Below are 15,883 nucleotides of genomic sequence, written 5' to 3' on the forward strand. Positions count from 1 at the left end.
GTCGAGCACGCCCAGGCCCGAGAAGTCGGGCAGGTTCACGTCCAGCACGATGGCGCTGGGCAGGCTGTGTACCGCATAGGCCAGGCCGTCCGCCGCGTTGTGGGCCAGGTGGCAGTCAAAGTCCATCTCGCCGGCCAGGTCGCTCAGGATCTGCGCAAAGCGCACGTCGTCCTCAATCACCAGAATGCTGCGCGCGCTCGCGCGGCGCGGGGCTACGGGTGCGGTGGGGGCCGCCACGGGTGGCAACGCGGGGGCCGAAGGAGCCGGTGCGACGACCGGTGCCGCCGTGTGGGCTGGCGCAGGCGCCGCCAGCGGCATTGCGGATTCAGCTTCAGGCGACGAAGGCACCAGCTTCTGGGGCAACACCAGGGTAAAGACGCTGCCCTCGCCCGGCGTGCTGTGCACGTGGATGGACCCACCCAGCAGCTGCGCCAGATCGCGCGAGATCGACAGGCCCAGGCCCGTGCCGCCGTACTTGCGGTGGGTGCTGCCATCGGCCTGGCGGAAGGCTTCGAAAATCAGCTCCTGCTGGTGCGCCGGAATGCCGATGCCGGTGTCCTTGACGGCAAACGACAGCGTGTCGTCCGGGTTGCGCGACACATGCAGCGCCACCGAGCCCTTCTCGGTGAACTTGAGCGCGTTGGACAGCAGGTTCTTGAGCACCTGCCCCAGGCGCTGCGGGTCGGTGTCCAGCGTGGCGGGTGCGTCGGGCGCGACGGTGGCCGTGAGCGTCAAGCCCTTCTCTTGCGCCAGCGGGCGCAGCGGGTCGATCAGGGTTTGCAGGGCCTTGGACAGCGTCACCGTTTCCACCGACACGGTGGCCTGGCCGGCCTCGATCTTGGACAGGTCGAGGATGTCGTTGATGAGTGCCAGCAGGTCGTTGCCCGCCGCGTAGATGGTCTGCGCGTACTTCACCTGCTCGGCGCTCAGGTTACCCGGCTTGTTGTCGGACAGCAGTTTGGCGAGGATCAGGGTGGAGTTGAGCGGCGTGCGCAGCTCGTGGCTCATGTTGGCCAGGAACTCGCTCTTGTACTGGCTGGCCAGCTCCAGTTCGCGCGCCTTGTCCGTCATGGCGCTTTGGGCGCGCAGCAGTTGCTCGCGCTGGTATTCCAGCTGCTGGGTCTGCGCCTCCAGGTGGGCGTTGGTCTGCTCCAGCTCGGTCTGCTGCACCTCCATCTGGGCCTGCGACTCTTGCAGGATGCGGCTTTGCTGCTCCAGCTCTTCGTTGCTCACACGCAGCTCTTCTTGCTGCGTCTGCAGCTCCTCGGACTGGCGCTGGGTTTCTTCCAGCAAGGCTTCCAGGCGGTTGCGGTCAATCCCAGCGCGGATCGCCACCGCCAGAATGCCCGAGGCGCGTTCCATCAGCGTGCGTTCGGGCTCTGTCAGCGGGCGATGAAAGCCCAGTTCGATCACGGCAAACACTTCGCCGTTCTCGATGGCGGGGGCCAGCAGCAGCTCGGTCGGTGCGGACTGGCCGGTGCTGGACGACACCATCAGGTGCCCGGCGGGCACATCGCGCACATGCAGCATCTGGCGCGAGCGCGCGACCTGGCCCACCAGGCCTTCGCCGGGCAGCAGGCGCTGCTCCAGCCGTTCGCGGGGCAGGGCGTAGCCACCAAACAGGGTGAGCGCGCCGTTGCAGTCGGCCACATAGCCTGCCCCTACGGCCGCGCGCAGGTACTGCGCCAGGTATTCGAGCGTGAGCTGGCCCAGGTCCTCCAGCCGGTGGTCGCCCTGGATGCGCTGGCTCAGCCCGTTGAGGCCGGCCGCCACCCAGGACTGCTGCGCCTTGAGCCGGTACTCCCGCGCATTGGCGGCAGCCGACAGGCAGATGAGCACCAGCAGCACGAACGAGCCGCCCCAGGAGTAGTAGGTGGACATCGAGGCGGCCTCTACCCACTGCTTGCGGTCACTTTCCAGCTGCTGGTTCAGCAGCGTGGACAGGTCCGATGCCAGGTCGCGGATGCGGTCCATCAGCACCCTGCCGGCATCACTGCGGGTCACGGCCACGGCGGCCTCCTGGCCTTTGGAGCGGCGCAGTTCAATGGTCTCGCCCAGCTCGCGCAGTTTTTCGTAGCGCAGGTCGTCGATCTGCAAGACCAGGCGGCGCTGCACGGCGCTGTCGTTCGTCAGCTCCTTGAGGCGCGCCATGTTGCGCTCCATGGCGCCCAGGGACAGGTTGTAGGGCTGCAGGTAGGTGTCGTCCCCCGTCAGCAGATAGCCGCGTTGCCCGGTCTCAGCATCTTTCAGCGAAGACACAAACAGGTTGAGGTGGCGCATGGTCACCGTGGTTTCGTCCATGGCTTCCACCGCTTGCGCGCGCACCTGGGCGGTGCGGAAGTTCACCAGCGCGATCAGCACCGTGGCGAGGGCAGCAATCACAAATCCCACCAGCATTCCGCGGGGGACAGCAAAACGCGTGGCGGCCTGGGAGGTCGATGTATGGGGCATGCGTTGGTGCCCCAGGGGGCGGTGCGTTGGGGGAACGAGCGGAGACTTTAACGGGTTTTGTGCTCGCGCTGGGGCTGTTACCTGGCCCCGGTGATGCGTGCCCCAGTCGCGGCGCTGCTGCTACATTCTGTGCGCCCGTGGCCCGCCACCCGCCGCAGCGTCTTGCTGCGGAGCCTGCTCTTGTAATGGTCCCATCATGTCGTCGTCCCCTGTTTCCCCCCGCAGCCGTTTTGCGCTCTATCTCGACCTGATCCGCTGGGACCGCCCCGCTGGCTGGCTGGTGTGCCTGTGGCCCACGCTGAGCGCGCTGTGGATTGCGGCCGAGGGGTTCCCGGGCTGGCACCTGCTGGCGGTGTTTGTGCTGGGCACCATCCTCATGCGTAGCGCAGGCTGCTGTGTGAACGACGTGGCCGACCGCGACTTTGACAAACACGTCAAGCGCACGGCGCAGCGCCCGGTCACCACCGGTGCGGTGTCGGTGAAGGAGGCGCTGGGCCTGGGGGCGGTGCTGGCGCTGGTGTCGTTTGGCCTGGTGCTCACCACCAACACCGCCGCCATCGCCTGGTCGGTGCCCGCCGTGCTGGTGGCCATTGCCTACCCGTTCACCAAGCGCATCATCTCCATGCCCCAGGCGGTGCTGGGCATTGCGTTCAACTTCGGCATCGTCATCGCGTTTGCCGCCGTGCAGGGCAGCGTGCCTGCGGTGGCGTGGTGGATGTGGCTGGGCAATATGTTCTGGGTGCTGGCCTACGACACCGAATACGCCATGGTGGACCGGGACGACGACCTCAAGATCGGCATCAAGACCTCGGCCATCACCCTGGGGCGGCTGGATGTGGCCGCCATCGTGGTGTTTTATCTGCTTTTCTTGGGTATTTGGGCGGTAGCGCTACAACCGTATGCCTTGGGCGCTATATTTTATGTAGCGCTTGCGGTGGCGCTGGCCCAGGCCGTGTGGCACTTCACCCTGATCCGCGCCCGCACCCGTGAGGGCTGCTTCAAGGCGTTCCGCATCAACCACTGGCTGGGCGCCACGGTGTTTGCGGGCATTGCGGGCAGCTATCTGGTGCGGGCGGTACTCACAAATTAATAGCGAGCAGCGCTTGATCGACTAGCGCTACCGCCCCAAAACATCAAGATCCGAACTCGTTGCCGAGTTCGTTGGCACGCTTTTCGGCGGCGCGCATGGCGGCCTCGAACGCCTGCGACACGCCGCTGGCTTCCATCGACTGCAGGGCGGCATAGGTGGTGCCGCCCTTGGAGGTGACGCGTTCACGCAGCACAGCCGGGGGTTCATGGGAGCGGCGGGCCAACTCCGAGGCGCCCACAAAGGTGCCCACGGCCAGCTGGTGCGCCTGCGCTTCGGTCAGGCCCATGCCCACACCAGCGCGCGTCATGGCTTCGAGGAAATAGAACACATAGGCCGGGCCCGAGCCCGAGAGGGCGGTGACAGCGTCCAGCTGGGTCTCGCTCTCTACCCACAGGAATTCGCCGGTGGACGCCATGATGGCCTCCACGCTCTGGCGCTCGGCGCTGGTCACGGCGGGGCGTGCGTAGATCGCGCTCATGCCCTTGCCCACCAGCGCGGGCGTGTTGGGCATGGTGCGCACGATGCGCTCGGTGCCCAGCCACTGGGCGATGCTGTCCGAGCGGATGCCCGCCGCCACGCTCAGGTGCAGGGCCTGCTGGGTGTGCGCCTTGGCCTGCGCAGCCGCGTCCTTGAAGGTCTGCGGCTTGACCGCCCAGACCACGATGCTGGCGCGCTGCAGCGCCGCGCCCGCCTCGGGCTGCGCCGTGAGTCCAAAGTTCTTGAGCAACGCCTCGCGCGTGGGGGCGTAGGGCTCGACCACCTCGATCTGGCTGGCCGGGTGGCCCTGGCGGATCAGCCCGCCGATGATGGCGCTGGCCATGTTGCCGCCGCCGATGAAGGCGATGGTGGGGAGGTTTGGGGAGGCAGTGGTCTGGCTCATGGTGCGTGCAGGCAAGGTGGCAAACAAGGAAGGGCCACGATGGTAGCGCCGCCGGGCCGTCAGTCCATGTCTGCAGCGGCGACAGCGGCAGGACTCATGGGAGGAAAGACGGGCTACTGGGACGGCAGAGACCTTGTCACCCCAGCGCCGCGGGGACCTCAGGCTGCCGTAGTTTGGCGCACCGCATGCTCCCAGTTCGCCATCAGCTCCTGCGCACGCGCGCTGCTGAGTGTGGGCACAAAGCGGCGGTCGGCGCGCCACAGCCGCGCGAGTTCATCCGTGCTGCGGTACACGCCGCTCGACAGCCCTGCCAGGTAGGCCGCGCCCAAAGCGGTGGTCTCGATGACTGCAGGCCGCACCACCGGGATGCCCAGCAGGTCGGCCTGGAACTGCATCAGCAAGTCGTTGATGCAGGCGCCGCCGTCCACGCGCAGCTCGCTCACCGGGGCGCCGCCGGCGGCCACGGCGTCGCGGCTCATGGCCAGCAGCAGGGCGGCGCTCTGGTAGGCAATGCTTTCGAGCGCCGCGCGCGCAATGTGGCCCAGCGTGGTGCCACGCGTGAGGCCCGTGATGGTGCCGCGTGCGTCAGGCTTCCAGTACGGGGCGCCCAGGCCGGTGAAGGCGGGCACCATCATCACGCCGCCCGAATCGGGCACGCTTTGGGCCAGTGACTCCACCTCGTTGCTGGTGGAGATGGCGCGCAGGCCGTCGCGCAGCCACTGCACCACCGCGCCGCCGACAAACACACTGCCTTCCATCGCAAATTCAGGTTGCGCCGTCGCCTGTGCCGCACTGGTGGTGAGCAGGCCGTTCTGCGAGGTCTGGAACCTGCCGCCCGTGTGCATGAGCATGAAGCAGCCCGTGCCATAGGTGTTCTTGGCCATGCCGGCGGTGAAGCAGGCCTGGCCGAACAGCGCGCTTTGCTGGTCGCCCGCCACGCCTCCAATGCGGATGGCGTGGCCCAGCAGGTCGGCCGCGATGTCGCCAAAGTGGGCGCTGGACGGCAGCACCTCGGGCATCAGCGCCTTGGGAATGCGCAGCAGCGCCAGCAGCTCGTCGTCCCACTGGTTGGTGTGCACATTGAACAGCATGGTGCGCGAGGCGTTGCTCACATCCGTCACGTGCACTTTGCCGTAGGTGAGCTTCCACATCAGCCAGCTGTCCACTGTGCCAAAGGCCAGCTCGCCGCGCTCGGCCGCTTGCCGCGCGCCGGGCACATGGTCCAGCATCCACTGCAGTTTGGTGCCGGAGAAGTAGGCGTCCACCAGCAGGCCGGTCTTGGCCTGGATGGTGGCGGCATGGCCTTGTTCGCGCAGCTGGGCGCAGGCGGGTTCGGCGCGCCGGTCCTGCCACACGATGGCGTGGTGCACGGGCTGGCCGGTCTGGCGGTTCCACAGCACGGTGGTCTCGCGCTGGTTGGTGATGCCGACAGCGCGTATGTCGCCGGCCGCAATGTCCGCCTTGGCCAGCGCATCGCGTGCGGTGGTGATCTGGGTGCGCCAGATCTCCAGCGGGTCGTGCTCCACCCAGCCGGGCTGGGGGTAGATCTGCGGCAGCTCCAGCTGCGCCTGCGCCACGATGTGGCCGCCTTCGTCAAAAACGATGCTGCGGGAGCTGGAGGTGCCTTGGTCGAGAGCGAGCAGGTAGGTCATGAGGGCAAAGGATAGGTGAAGCTACGCAGCTACCGTGCAGATGACTTCAGCATCTTGCAGAAGGGCCGGGAAGGGCTCGGGCGGCGGTGCGTCGGTGAACAGGCGGTCGATCTGCGCCAGCGTGGCCAGTTGCACCATCGCCGGGCGGTTGAATTTGCTGAAGTCGGCCGCCAGCCAGACCTCGCGCGCGTGCTCGATGATGGTTTGCGCCACCTTCACTTCGCGATAGTCGAAGTCGCGCAGCGACCCGTCGGGCTCGATACCCGAAATACCGATGAGCGCAATGTCCACCTTGAACTGGCGGATGAAGTCCACGGCGGCTTCGCCCACGATGCCCCGGTCGCGGGCGCGCACCACACCGCCGGCCACGATCACCTCGCACTCGGGGTTGCCGCTCAGGATGGCCGCCACATTGAGGTTGTTGGTGATCACGCGCAGGCCCCGGTGGTGCAGCAGCGCCTTGGCGATGGCTTCTGTGGTGGTGCCGATGTTCAGGATCAGCGAGCAGTCGTTGGGCACCTGTTCGGCCACGGCGCGCGCAATGCGCGCCTTGCCTTCGGCATGCAGGTTTTCGCGCTGGGTGTGCGCCAGGTTCTCCACCGTGGAGCTGGGCACGCGCACGCCGCCATGAAAGCGCGTGAGCAGTCCCGACTCTGCCAGGCGCTGCACATCGCGGCGCACCGTCTGCAGGGTGACCCCCAGCGTTTCGGCGAGCTGTTCCACCGTGGCGGACTTGCGCGCGCGCACTTCTTCGAGGAGTTGGAGTTGGCGGGGATTGGTGTTCACGGTGGGGGTGTTGTGCGCAGTGTTATGTCACCGAATCGTAACGAATCTGAAACATTCGCCTTGGTGCCCGGTGGCACGCTAAAGACTGTAAATCGAACAAAAACGAATTGATTAAGGGTAAACCTTGATTCGATTCGAACAAAAAGGAACAAAAATGAAAAAGATCGAAATTTGAGGGCTGCCGTGCGTGTGTGCAGCCCTTTCACACAGGCCCCAGGGCCGGAAGAGGATGCTTCATGCAGCTGGCGTTGGACAGCATCAGCAAAAAAGTCGGGGCGCAGACCTGGCTGTACGACATGAACCTGTCGCTGCAGCCCAATGCCGTGACGGTATTGCTGGGGGCGACCCAGGCGGGCAAGACCAGCCTGATGCGCATCATGGCGGGGCTGGATGTGCCCACCCATGGACGCGTGTTGGTTGATGGCCGGGACGTGACGGGCACCCCTGTGCGCGACCGCAATGTGGCCATGGTGTACCAACAGTTCATCAACTACCCCTCGATGAAGGTGGCGGCCAACATTGCGTCGCCCCTGAAGCTGCGCGGCGAAAAGAACATCGACGCCCGGGTGCGTGAGATCGCAAGCCGCCTGCACATCGACATGTTTCTGGACCGCTACCCGGCCGAGCTGTCGGGAGGGCAGCAGCAGCGCGTGGCACTGGCCCGCGCCCTCGCCAAGGGTGCGCCGCTGATGCTGCTGGACGAACCCCTGGTGAACCTGGACTACAAGCTGCGCGAAGAGCTGCGCGAGGAGCTGACCCAGCTGTTTGCTGCCGGCCAGTCCACTGTGGTCTATGCCACTACCGAGCCGGGCGAGGCCCTGCTGCTGGGTGGCTACACCGCCGTACTCGACGAAGGTCAGTTGCTGCAGTACGGCCCTACGGCCGAGGTGTTCCACGCGCCCAATTCGCTGCGTGTGGCGCGCGCTTTCAGTGACCCGCCGATGAACCTGATTGCTGCCTCGGCCGCCACTGCCGGTGTGCGCCTGCAGGGCGGTGTGGAGCTGGCCGTGCACCTGCCGCAAGGTGTGGCCACGGCGGCTGGGCTCACGGTGGGCGTGCGCGCGAGTGCGCTGCGCGTGGTGGCGCGCCAGGGCGACATCAGCGTGGGTGGGGTGGTGGAGCTGGCGGAAATCTCGGGGTCGGATACCTTTGTGCACGCGACCACACCCTGGGGCGACTTGGTGGCACAGCTGACCGGTGTGCATTACTTTGAACTGGGCACGCCCATCACGCTGCACCTGGACCCAGCCCAGGTCTATGTGTTTGGCGCCGACGGCCGACTGGCGTGGGCGCCTGCGCGGCCTGTTACTGCACAAGGAGGGCGTTGAGATGGCCCGCATCAGTCTGGATTTGGCGCATTCGTACAAGCCGAACCCGCAGCAGGACAGCGACTACGCCCTGCTGCCTTTGAAGATGGAGTTCGAGGACGGTGGCGCTTACGCGCTGCTCGGTCCCTCGGGCTGTGGCAAGACCACCATGCTCAACATCATGTCGGGCCTGCTTGTGCCGTCACACGGCAAGGTGCTGTTTGATGGCCGCGACGTGACGCGTGCCAGCCCGCAGGAGCGCAACATTGCGCAGGTCTTCCAGTTCCCGGTGATCTACGACACCATGACGGTGGCCGAGAACCTGGCGTTCCCGCTGCGCAACCGCAAGGTGCCCGAGGCGCAGATCAAGCAGCGTGTGGGCGTGATCGCCGAGATGCTGGAGATGAGTGGCCAGCTCAACCAGCGTGCGGCAGGCCTTGCGGCCGATGCCAAGCAGAAGATTTCTCTGGGCCGTGGACTGGTGCGCGCCGATGTGGCGGCCGTGCTGTTCGATGAGCCGCTCACGGTGATCGACCCGCACCTCAAGTGGCAGCTGCGGCGCAAGCTCAAGCAGATTCACCACGAACTCAAACTCACGCTGATCTACGTGACCCATGACCAGGTGGAGGCGCTGACCTTTGCGGACCAGGTGGTGGTGATGACGCGCGGCAAGGCCGTGCAGGTGGGGTCTGCCGACGCCTTGTTCGAGCGACCTGCGCATACTTTTGTGGGGCACTTCATTGGCTCGCCGGGCATGAACTTTTTGTCTGCGCACAGCGAGGGCGACAGTATCGCTGTGGCCGGGCATCGCCTGGCCAGCCCCGTGGGCCGTACGCTGCCGAACGGTGCCCTGCAGGTCGGCATCCGGCCCGAATACCTGGCCCTGGCCCAGCCGCAGCAGCCGGGCGCATTACCTTGCATGGTGGTGCAAGTGCAGGACATTGGCACCTACCTGATGCTGACCGCCAAGGTGGGCGAGCACACCGTCAAGGCGCGTTTCACACCCGAGACGCACCTGCCGTCGGCCGGTGACACGGCGTGGCTGCAGGTGCTGGGCACCCACACCTGCTTCTACCAGAACGAACAGTTGCTGACCGCGGAGGTCGCCCCATGAGCGCCGCCCGGCCGCCCGAAGGCGCTCAGCACCGCAGTGCGCAGCACGGAGGTTTCCAATGAGCACCACGACCAAACCCGTGAACCAGAAGGCCTGGTTCCTGATCCTGCCCGTGATTTTGTGTGTGGCCTTCTCGGCCATCCTGCCGTTGATGACGGTGGTGAACTACTCGGTGCAGGACATCATTTCGCCCGAGCGCCGTGTCTTTGTAGGCACGGAATGGTTTGTGCAGGTGATGCGCGATGAGGAGCTGCACTCCGCGCTGCTGCGCCAGTTGACCTTCTCGCTGGCGGTGCTGGCGGTGGAGATTCCGCTGGGCATCATGCTGGCGCTATCCATGCCTGCGCAAGGCTGGAAGTCGTCCGCCGTGCTGGTGGTGGTGGCCCTGTCCTTGTTGATCCCCTGGAACGTGGTGGGCACTATCTGGCAGATCTATGGCCGCGCCGACATCGGCCTCATGGGCCGGCTGCTCCAGGAGATGGGCATTGAATACAGCTACACCGGCAACGCCACGCAGGCGTGGCTCACGGTGCTGCTGATGGACGTGTGGCACTGGACGCCGCTGGTCGCTCTGCTGGCCTTTGCCGGGTTGCGCTCCATCCCCGACGCTTACTACCAGGCGGCCCGCATCGACGGTGCCAGCAAGTTCGCCGTGTTCCGCTACATCCAGCTGCCCAAGATGCGCGGCGTGCTGATGATTGCGGTGCTGCTGCGCTTCATGGACAGCTTCATGATCTATACCGAGCCTTTTGTGCTCACAGGCGGCGGGCCGGGCAATGCCACCACCTTCCTGAGCCAGTACTTGACGACCAAGGCTGTGGGCCAATTCGATCTGGGCCCTGCCGCAGCGTTCTCGCTGATCTATTTCTTCATCATCCTGCTGCTGTGTTTCATCCTCTACAACTGGATGCAGCGCGTGGGTACTGCCAGCAACGAAGGAGCCGGCCATGAATGAAAAGCGCTTCCAGAAGCGGTCGATCTTCCTTGTTGTCTACCTGCTGTTCGCCCTGTTGCCCATCTACTGGATGGTCAACATGAGCTTCAAGACCAATGAGGAGATCCTTTCGACCTTCACGTTCTTTCCACAGCATTTCACCTGGGCCAACTACAAGACCATCTTCACGGATGAATCCTGGTATTCGGGCTACATCAACAGCCTGATCTATGTGGCTATCAACACGGTGATCTCGCTCACCGTGGCGCTGCCCGCAGCCTATGCATTCAGCCGCTACCAGTTCCTTGGCGACAAGCATGTGTTCTTCTGGCTGCTGACCAACCGCATGACGCCACCAGCCGTGTTTTTGCTGCCGTTCTTCCAGCTCTACACGACTGTGGGGCTCATGGACACGCACATCGCAGTGGCGCTGGCGCACTTGCTGTTCAACGTGCCGCTGGCCGTGTGGATTCTGGAAGGTTTCATGAGCGGCATTCCGCGTGAGATCGACGAGACGGCCTACATCGACGGTTACAGCTTTCCGCGCTTTTTCATGACCATCTTCTTGCCGCTTATCAAGGCCGGCGTGGGCGTTGCAGCGTTTTTCTGCTTCATGTTCAGCTGGGTGGAGCTGCTGCTGGCCCGCACGCTGACCAGCGTGAATGCCAAGCCCATCGTGGCCACCATGACGCGCACGGTGAGCGCATCGGGCATGGACTGGGCGACGCTGGCGGCAGCGGGCGTGCTGACCATCGTGCCGGGTGCGATCGTGATCTGGTTTGTTCGCCACTACATCGCAAAAGGCTTTGCGATGGGGCGGGTTTGAGGAGGCAGCGAGATGTTTGACTGGATGGCCTGGACGCTGCCCGTGGCGGTGTTCTTCATTTGCATCGTGCTGATGCTGATCGGCATGACGGTGTGGGAGATCAAGTCGCCCACCACGATGCGCAAGGGCTTTTTGCCGCTGGAGACGACGCGCGGTGATCGGCTGTTTATTGGGCTGCTGTCAGCGGCTTACGTGAATCTTATTTTTGTGGGCATCAGCGGCAAGCTGGCCCAGTGGTTCAGCCTGCAGGGCGATCCGTCGATCTGGATCAGCTTTGTGCTGTCGATGGCAGTGCTGCTGCTCATCCTGCGCAAGGGGTGAGGTGCCTGCAGGCAGCCTTGATTTCAATGGTTCCCGTCGCGCGGCTCAACCCTTCCCCGGAGCCGCGCGACCCTTGCATCCAAAGGGGAGATGACTATGAGGAGACAGGCACTATGAAGACGCGGTACACAGCGCTGGCACTGGCAGTAGCGGTCATGACGGGTCAGGCCGCCATGGCGGGCGAGGCGGAGGCCAAAAAATGGATCGACACCGAGTTCCAGCCCTCCACGCTGAGCAAAGACCAGCAGATGGCCGAAATGAAGTGGTTCATGGACGCAGCCAAGAAGCTGCAGGCCAAGGGTGTGAAGGAAATCTCGGTGGTGTCCGAAACCATCACCACCCACGAATACGAATCCAAGACGCTCGCCAAGGCGTTCGAAGAAATCACCGGCATCAAGGTCAAGCACGACCTGATCCAGGAAGGTGACGTGGTCGAGAAGCTGCAGACCTCCATGCAGTCGGGCAAATCCATCTATGACGGCTGGATCTCGGACTCGGACCTGATCGGTACGCACTACCGCTACGGCAAGATCATGAACCTGACCGACTACATGGGCGGTGCAGGCAAGGAGTGGACCAACCCCGGCATCGACATCAAGGACTACATCGGTACCAAGTTCACGACCGGGCCGGACGGCAAGCTGTACCAGCTGCCTGACCAGCAGTTTGCCAACCTGTACTGGTTCCGCGCCGACCTGTTCGACCGCAAGGACATCAAGGACAAGTTCAAGGCCAAGTACGGCTACGACCTGGGCGTGCCGCTCAACTGGAGCGCCTATGAGGACATCGCAGAGTTCTTTACCAACGACGTGAAGAATATCGACGGCAAGCCCATCTATGGCCACATGGACTACGGCAAGAAGGACCCCTCCTTGGGCTGGCGTTTCACCGACGCCTGGCTGTCCATGGCTGGCACGGCCGACATCGGCGCGCCCAATGGCCTGCCGATCGACGAATGGGGCATCCGCGTGGCTGACGATAAGTGCACACCCGTGGGCGCCTCAGTGGCCCGTGGTGGTGCGACCAATTCGCCTGCCGCCGTCTACGCCCTCACCAAGTACGTGGACTGGATGAAGAAGTACGCGCCCAAGGAGGCCACGGGCATGACCTTCGGCGAAGCTGGTCCCGTGCCTGCACAAGGCCAGATCGCGCAGCAGATCTTCTGGTACACCGCCTTCACGGCCGACATGACCAAGCCCGGCCTGCCAGTGGTGAACGCCGACGGCACCCCCAAGTGGCGCATGGCCCCCGGCCCCAACGGTCCGTACTGGAAGCAAGGCATGCAGAACGGATACCAGGACGTAGGCAGCTGGACCTTCTTCAAGGACCATGACGCCAACAAGACGGCTGCCGCCTGGCTCTACGCACAGTTCGTGACAGCCAAGACCACGTCGCTCAAGAAGACCATGGTCGGCCTGACGCCGATCCGCGAATCCGACATCCAGTCCAAGGCCATGACCGACATGGCGCCCAAGCTGGGAGGTCTGGTCGAGTTCTACCGCAGCCCGGCCCGCGTGGCATGGTCGCCCACTGGTACCAATGTGCCTGACTACCCCAAGCTGGCGCAGCTGTGGTGGAAGAACGTGGCACAGGCTGTGACGGGTGAAAAGACCCCCCAAGGCGCCATGGACACGCTGGCTGACGAGATGGACCAGGTGATGGCCCGTCTGGAGCGTGCGGGCATGGCACATTGCGCACCCAAGCTGAACCCCAAGAGCGATCCCTCCAAGTGGCTCAGCGACAAGCAAGCGCCTTGGGCCAAGCTGGCCAATGAGAAGCCAAAGGGCCAGACGATTGCCTACAACACGCTGCTGCAGGCGTGGAAGGACGGCAAGACGCGCTGATCCTCAGATCAAGGTGTTGTTGTAATCACCATTGATCGGCAGCCAAGGCCCAAAAGGTCTCTGGCTGCCTTTTTTGCTCCATACCGCCCTCGGCCCCTGTGCGGCTGCGGGGCGGGTTTTCACCCCGGGAGTGTCAGGAATTCAAGGGTAAACCCTTGGTTTTTACTCCGCCCATGGACAATCACCCCATGACCATTGCCACCGCACCTCTTCCTACACGGCGCGCCGACCTCCTGGCCCGCCTCGCCCAGCCGCAGCAGTATGACCTCGCCGTGATCGGCGGTGGCGCGACGGGCCTGGGGGTAGCGCTGGATGCCGCGGCGCGCGGCTTTAGCGTCGTGCTGGTGGATTCACACGATTTCGCCAAAGGAACCTCGTCCCGGGCCACCAAGCTGGTGCATGGCGGGGTCCGTTACCTGGCCCAGGGCAACATCGCGTTGGTGCGCGAGGCGCTGCATGAACGCACCACGCTGCTGCACAACGCGCCCCATCTGGCGCAACCGCTGCCCTTTGTGATGCCGTCGTACCGTTTTTGGGAAACGCCCTTCTATGGCATCGGGCTGATGATGTATGACGCGCTTGCAGGCAAGGCTGGCCTGGGCCCTACGGAGTTTCTGGGGCGCGCTCGCACCCTGCAATGTCTGCCCACCGCCCGTACCGAGGGGCTCAAGGGCAGTGTCAAATATTGGGACGGCCAGTTCGATGACGCTCGCCTGGCCTTGGCGCTGGCGCGCACGGCCGCCAGCCTGGGCGCTTTGGTTGTCAATTACTGTCCCGCACGGTCGCTGGTTCACGAGGCTGGCAAGGTCGTGGGTTTTGTCTGCGAGGACGCGGACAGCGGCCAGCAATTCACGGTGCGCGCTCGGTCGGTGGTCAACGCCACGGGCGTGTGGGTGGACACCCTGCGCCAGATGGACGGCGAAGCCATCGGTCGGCCTGTCAAGCCCATGGTGGCGCCCAGCCAGGGGGTGCACATTGTGGTGGACCGGGAGTTCTTGCCGTCCGACCACGCGCTGATGGTGCCCAAGACGGCCGATGGCCGCGTGCTGTTTGCGGTGCCTTGGCTGGGCAAACTCATTCTGGGCACCACCGACAGCCCGCGCCAGGATGTGGTGCGCGAGCCTGAGCCCTTCCGGGAGGAAGTGCGGTTCATCCTGGAGGAATCCGCGCGCTACCTGACCCGCGCGCCCCGCGTCGAGGACATTCGTAGCATCTGGGTGGGCTTGCGTCCGCTGGTCAAGCCGCAGGACGACGACGGCGACAACACCAAGAAGATCAGCCGGGAGCACACCGTGCTGGCCAGCCGCAGTGGCCTGATCACCGTGACGGGTGGAAAATGGACCACCTACCGGGCAATGGCCGAAGATGTGTTGCAAAAATGCTTCACCACGGGGCTGTTGCCTGAAAAACCAGCTGGGGTGACCAATCATCTGCCGTTGGTGGGAACTCCTCGGGAGCCCGTACAGCACCGCATCAGCGATGCCCAAGGACTGCACTCTTACGGCACGGAAGCGGCTGAGGTGCGGGCAATGCCCGGAGCGCAGACGGATCTCGGGGGCGGCCTGACGGAGGCAATGGTGCGCTTTGCGGCCCGCTACGAATACGCCTGTACGGTGGAAGATGTGCTGGCGCGGCGTTCGCGTCTGCTGTTCCTGGATGCCCGCAAGGCGATTGAGCTGGCGCCGGTTGTCGCAGGCCTCCTGCGCGAGGAGCTAGGCGCCGATCCGCAACTGGAGGCCTTTCTGGCCCTGGCGCAACAGTATCTGCATGTGCCCACATAACACGCGCTTGACTTCCTAAAAGTCTTTTGCAATAATCGAGGGCTTCGCGTTTCATACGTGAAGTTTCTGCCCAGCGGGAAGTGCTGCAAATGGTTTGCGGTGCGGACGACGGGCCCAAGACTGACTGGCTGATTTGCAGCCCTTGAGAAGTTCTCTGGGGCTGTTGTCTTCTGGTGCAAGTTGGGAATATTGAAATGATCCAGACAGAATCTCGGTTAGAGGTTGCCGACAATACCGGCGCCAAGTCCGTCCTTTGCATCAAGGTGCTGGGTGGCTCGAAGCGTCGCTATGCAAGCGTTGGCGACATCATCAAGGTGAGCATCAAAGAAGCCGCTCCACGTGGCCGCGTCAAAAAAGGCGAGGTTTACAGCGCAGTGGTGGTTCGCACGGCGAAGGGTATTCGTCGCGGCGACGGTTCGCTCGTCAAATTCGACGGCAACGCAGCAGTGTTGCTGAATGCAAAGTTGGAGCCCATTGGCACCCGCATCTTTGGACCCGTGACGCGTGAACTGCGTACCGAGAAGTTCATGAAGATCGTGTCCCTGGCTCCTGAAGTTCTCTAAGGACGCGCCATGAACAAGATTCGCAAGGGCGACGAAGTCATCGTGCTGACCGGCCGTGACAAGGGCAAGCGTGGCACTGTGTCGCTGCGCAAGGATGACTCTCACCTCGTCATCGACGGTATCAACCTGGTCAAGAAGCACGCCAAGCCAAACCCTATGAAGGGTACGACGGGCGGCATCATCGAAAAGGCCATGCCGATTCACCAGTCCAACGTGGCCATCTTCAATGCCGCTACTGGCAAAGCTGATCGCGTGGGCATCAAGGTGCAGGCTGACGGCACGCGCGTTCGCGTGTTCAAGTCCAGCGGCGCTGAAATCAAGGCGGCCTAAGGGG

General features: G+C 64.1%; 14 protein-coding genes. 10 read left to right on the forward strand and 4 right to left on the reverse strand.

The features are described from left to right. A partial coding sequence (locus tag CLU87_RS00005; RefSeq protein ID WP_233193669.1) for a CHASE3 domain-containing protein occupies nt 1–2,451 on the reverse strand: 2,451 nt, incomplete at its 3' end. A 196-nt stretch (nt 2,452–2,647) separates the two neighbouring features. Here CLU87_RS00005 and ubiA point away from each other — a divergent pair. Then, nucleotides 2,648–3,541 carry a 4-hydroxybenzoate octaprenyltransferase gene (ubiA, locus tag CLU87_RS00010; RefSeq protein ID WP_099729087.1) on the forward strand — a complete coding sequence of 298 codons (894 nt, stop codon included), beginning with the start codon at nt 2,648–2,650 and terminating at the stop codon, nt 3,539–3,541. Between the two features lie 43 nt (nt 3,542–3,584). Here ubiA and proC read toward each other — a convergent pair whose 3' ends face one another. From proC to CLU87_RS00025, 3 genes are all read right to left on the reverse strand, one after another. Further along, complete coding sequence (proC, locus tag CLU87_RS00015) at nt 3,585–4,421, reverse strand: pyrroline-5-carboxylate reductase (RefSeq protein ID WP_099731958.1); 837 nt, start codon at nt 4,419–4,421, stop codon at nt 3,585–3,587. A gap of 158 nt (nt 4,422–4,579) precedes the next feature. Beyond that, complete coding sequence (gene glpK / locus CLU87_RS00020; RefSeq protein ID WP_099729088.1) at nt 4,580–6,073, reverse strand: glycerol kinase GlpK; 1,494 nt, start codon at nt 6,071–6,073, stop codon at nt 4,580–4,582. Nucleotides 6,074–6,094: 21 nt separating this feature from the next. After that, nucleotides 6,095–6,859, reverse strand: coding sequence for a DeoR/GlpR family DNA-binding transcription regulator (locus CLU87_RS00025; RefSeq protein ID WP_099729089.1), 765 nt, complete (start codon nt 6,857–6,859; stop codon nt 6,095–6,097). A 236-nt stretch (nt 6,860–7,095) separates the two neighbouring features. Here CLU87_RS00025 and CLU87_RS00030 point away from each other — a divergent pair, with 236 nt between their 5' ends. The 9 genes from CLU87_RS00030 (at nt 7,096) to rplX (ending at nt 15,879) form a co-directional block, all read left to right on the forward strand. Further along, a complete protein-coding gene (locus CLU87_RS00030; RefSeq protein WP_099729090.1) occupies nt 7,096–8,187 on the forward strand; it encodes an ABC transporter ATP-binding protein in 1,092 nt (363 codons plus the stop codon). A 1-nt stretch (nt 8,188) separates the two neighbouring features. Beyond that, on the forward strand, nt 8,189–9,280 hold the full coding sequence (locus CLU87_RS00035; RefSeq protein ID WP_099729091.1) for an ABC transporter ATP-binding protein: 1,092 nt from the start codon (nt 8,189–8,191) through the stop codon (nt 9,278–9,280). A gap of 58 nt (nt 9,281–9,338) precedes the next feature. Continuing rightward, nucleotides 9,339–10,235, forward strand: coding sequence for a carbohydrate ABC transporter permease (locus tag CLU87_RS00040; RefSeq protein ID WP_099729092.1), 897 nt, complete (start codon nt 9,339–9,341; stop codon nt 10,233–10,235). Next, nucleotides 10,228–11,040, forward strand: coding sequence for a carbohydrate ABC transporter permease (locus CLU87_RS00045; protein WP_099729093.1), 813 nt, complete (start codon nt 10,228–10,230; stop codon nt 11,038–11,040). The genes CLU87_RS00040 and CLU87_RS00045 overlap by 8 nt, the downstream gene beginning before the upstream one ends. A 12-nt stretch (nt 11,041–11,052) precedes the next feature. Continuing rightward, nucleotides 11,053–11,361: a DUF2160 domain-containing protein gene (locus tag CLU87_RS00050; protein ID WP_099729094.1), complete on the forward strand. Its 309-nt coding sequence runs from the start codon at nt 11,053–11,055 to the stop codon at nt 11,359–11,361. Nucleotides 11,362–11,474: 113 nt separating this feature from the next. Then, entirely contained in the window at nt 11,475–13,205 is a 1,731-nt protein-coding gene (locus CLU87_RS00055) for an ABC transporter substrate-binding protein (protein WP_099729095.1), read from the forward strand. Between the two features lie 188 nt (nt 13,206–13,393). Continuing rightward, nucleotides 13,394–14,986 carry a glycerol-3-phosphate dehydrogenase/oxidase gene (locus CLU87_RS00060; RefSeq protein WP_099731959.1) on the forward strand — a complete coding sequence of 531 codons (1,593 nt, stop codon included), beginning with the start codon at nt 13,394–13,396 and terminating at the stop codon, nt 14,984–14,986. A gap of 194 nt (nt 14,987–15,180) precedes the next feature. Next, entirely contained in the window at nt 15,181–15,549 is a 369-nt protein-coding gene (gene rplN / locus CLU87_RS00065) for a 50S ribosomal protein L14 (protein WP_007861702.1), read from the forward strand. A gap of 9 nt (nt 15,550–15,558) precedes the next feature. Beyond that, on the forward strand, nt 15,559–15,879 hold the full coding sequence (rplX, locus tag CLU87_RS00070; RefSeq protein WP_008906524.1) for a 50S ribosomal protein L24: 321 nt from the start codon (nt 15,559–15,561) through the stop codon (nt 15,877–15,879). Nucleotides 15,880–15,883 lie beyond the last annotated feature (4 nt).

The sequence above is a fragment of the Acidovorax sp. 59 genome (genome assembly GCF_002754175.1).
In the GTDB taxonomy this organism is placed as follows: domain Bacteria; phylum Pseudomonadota; class Gammaproteobacteria; order Burkholderiales; family Burkholderiaceae_C; genus Acidovorax; species Acidovorax delafieldii.

Coding starts and splice junctions, on each gene's coding strand:
- ubiA (WP_099729087.1), top strand. CDS start 2,648: ATGTCGTCGTCCCCTGTTTCCCCCCGCAGCCGTTTTGCGCTCTATCTC.
- rplX (WP_008906524.1), top strand. CDS start 15,559: ATGAACAAGATTCGCAAGGGCGACGAAGTCATCGTGCTGACCGGCCGT.
- CLU87_RS00040 (WP_099729092.1), top strand. CDS start 9,339: ATGAGCACCACGACCAAACCCGTGAACCAGAAGGCCTGGTTCCTGATC.
- CLU87_RS00045 (WP_099729093.1), top strand. CDS start 10,228: ATGAATGAAAAGCGCTTCCAGAAGCGGTCGATCTTCCTTGTTGTCTAC.
- CLU87_RS00060 (WP_099731959.1), top strand. CDS start 13,394: ATGACCATTGCCACCGCACCTCTTCCTACACGGCGCGCCGACCTCCTG.
- CLU87_RS00035 (WP_099729091.1), top strand. CDS start 8,189: ATGGCCCGCATCAGTCTGGATTTGGCGCATTCGTACAAGCCGAACCCG.
- CLU87_RS00055 (WP_099729095.1), top strand. CDS start 11,475: ATGAAGACGCGGTACACAGCGCTGGCACTGGCAGTAGCGGTCATGACG.
- CLU87_RS00030 (WP_099729090.1), top strand. CDS start 7,096: ATGCAGCTGGCGTTGGACAGCATCAGCAAAAAAGTCGGGGCGCAGACC.
- CLU87_RS00050 (WP_099729094.1), top strand. CDS start 11,053: ATGTTTGACTGGATGGCCTGGACGCTGCCCGTGGCGGTGTTCTTCATT.
- glpK (WP_099729088.1), bottom strand. CDS start 6,073: ATGACCTACCTGCTCGCTCTCGACCAAGGCACCTCCAGCTCCCGCAGC.
- proC (WP_099731958.1), bottom strand. CDS start 4,421: ATGAGCCAGACCACTGCCTCCCCAAACCTCCCCACCATCGCCTTCATC.
- rplN (WP_007861702.1), top strand. CDS start 15,181: ATGATCCAGACAGAATCTCGGTTAGAGGTTGCCGACAATACCGGCGCC.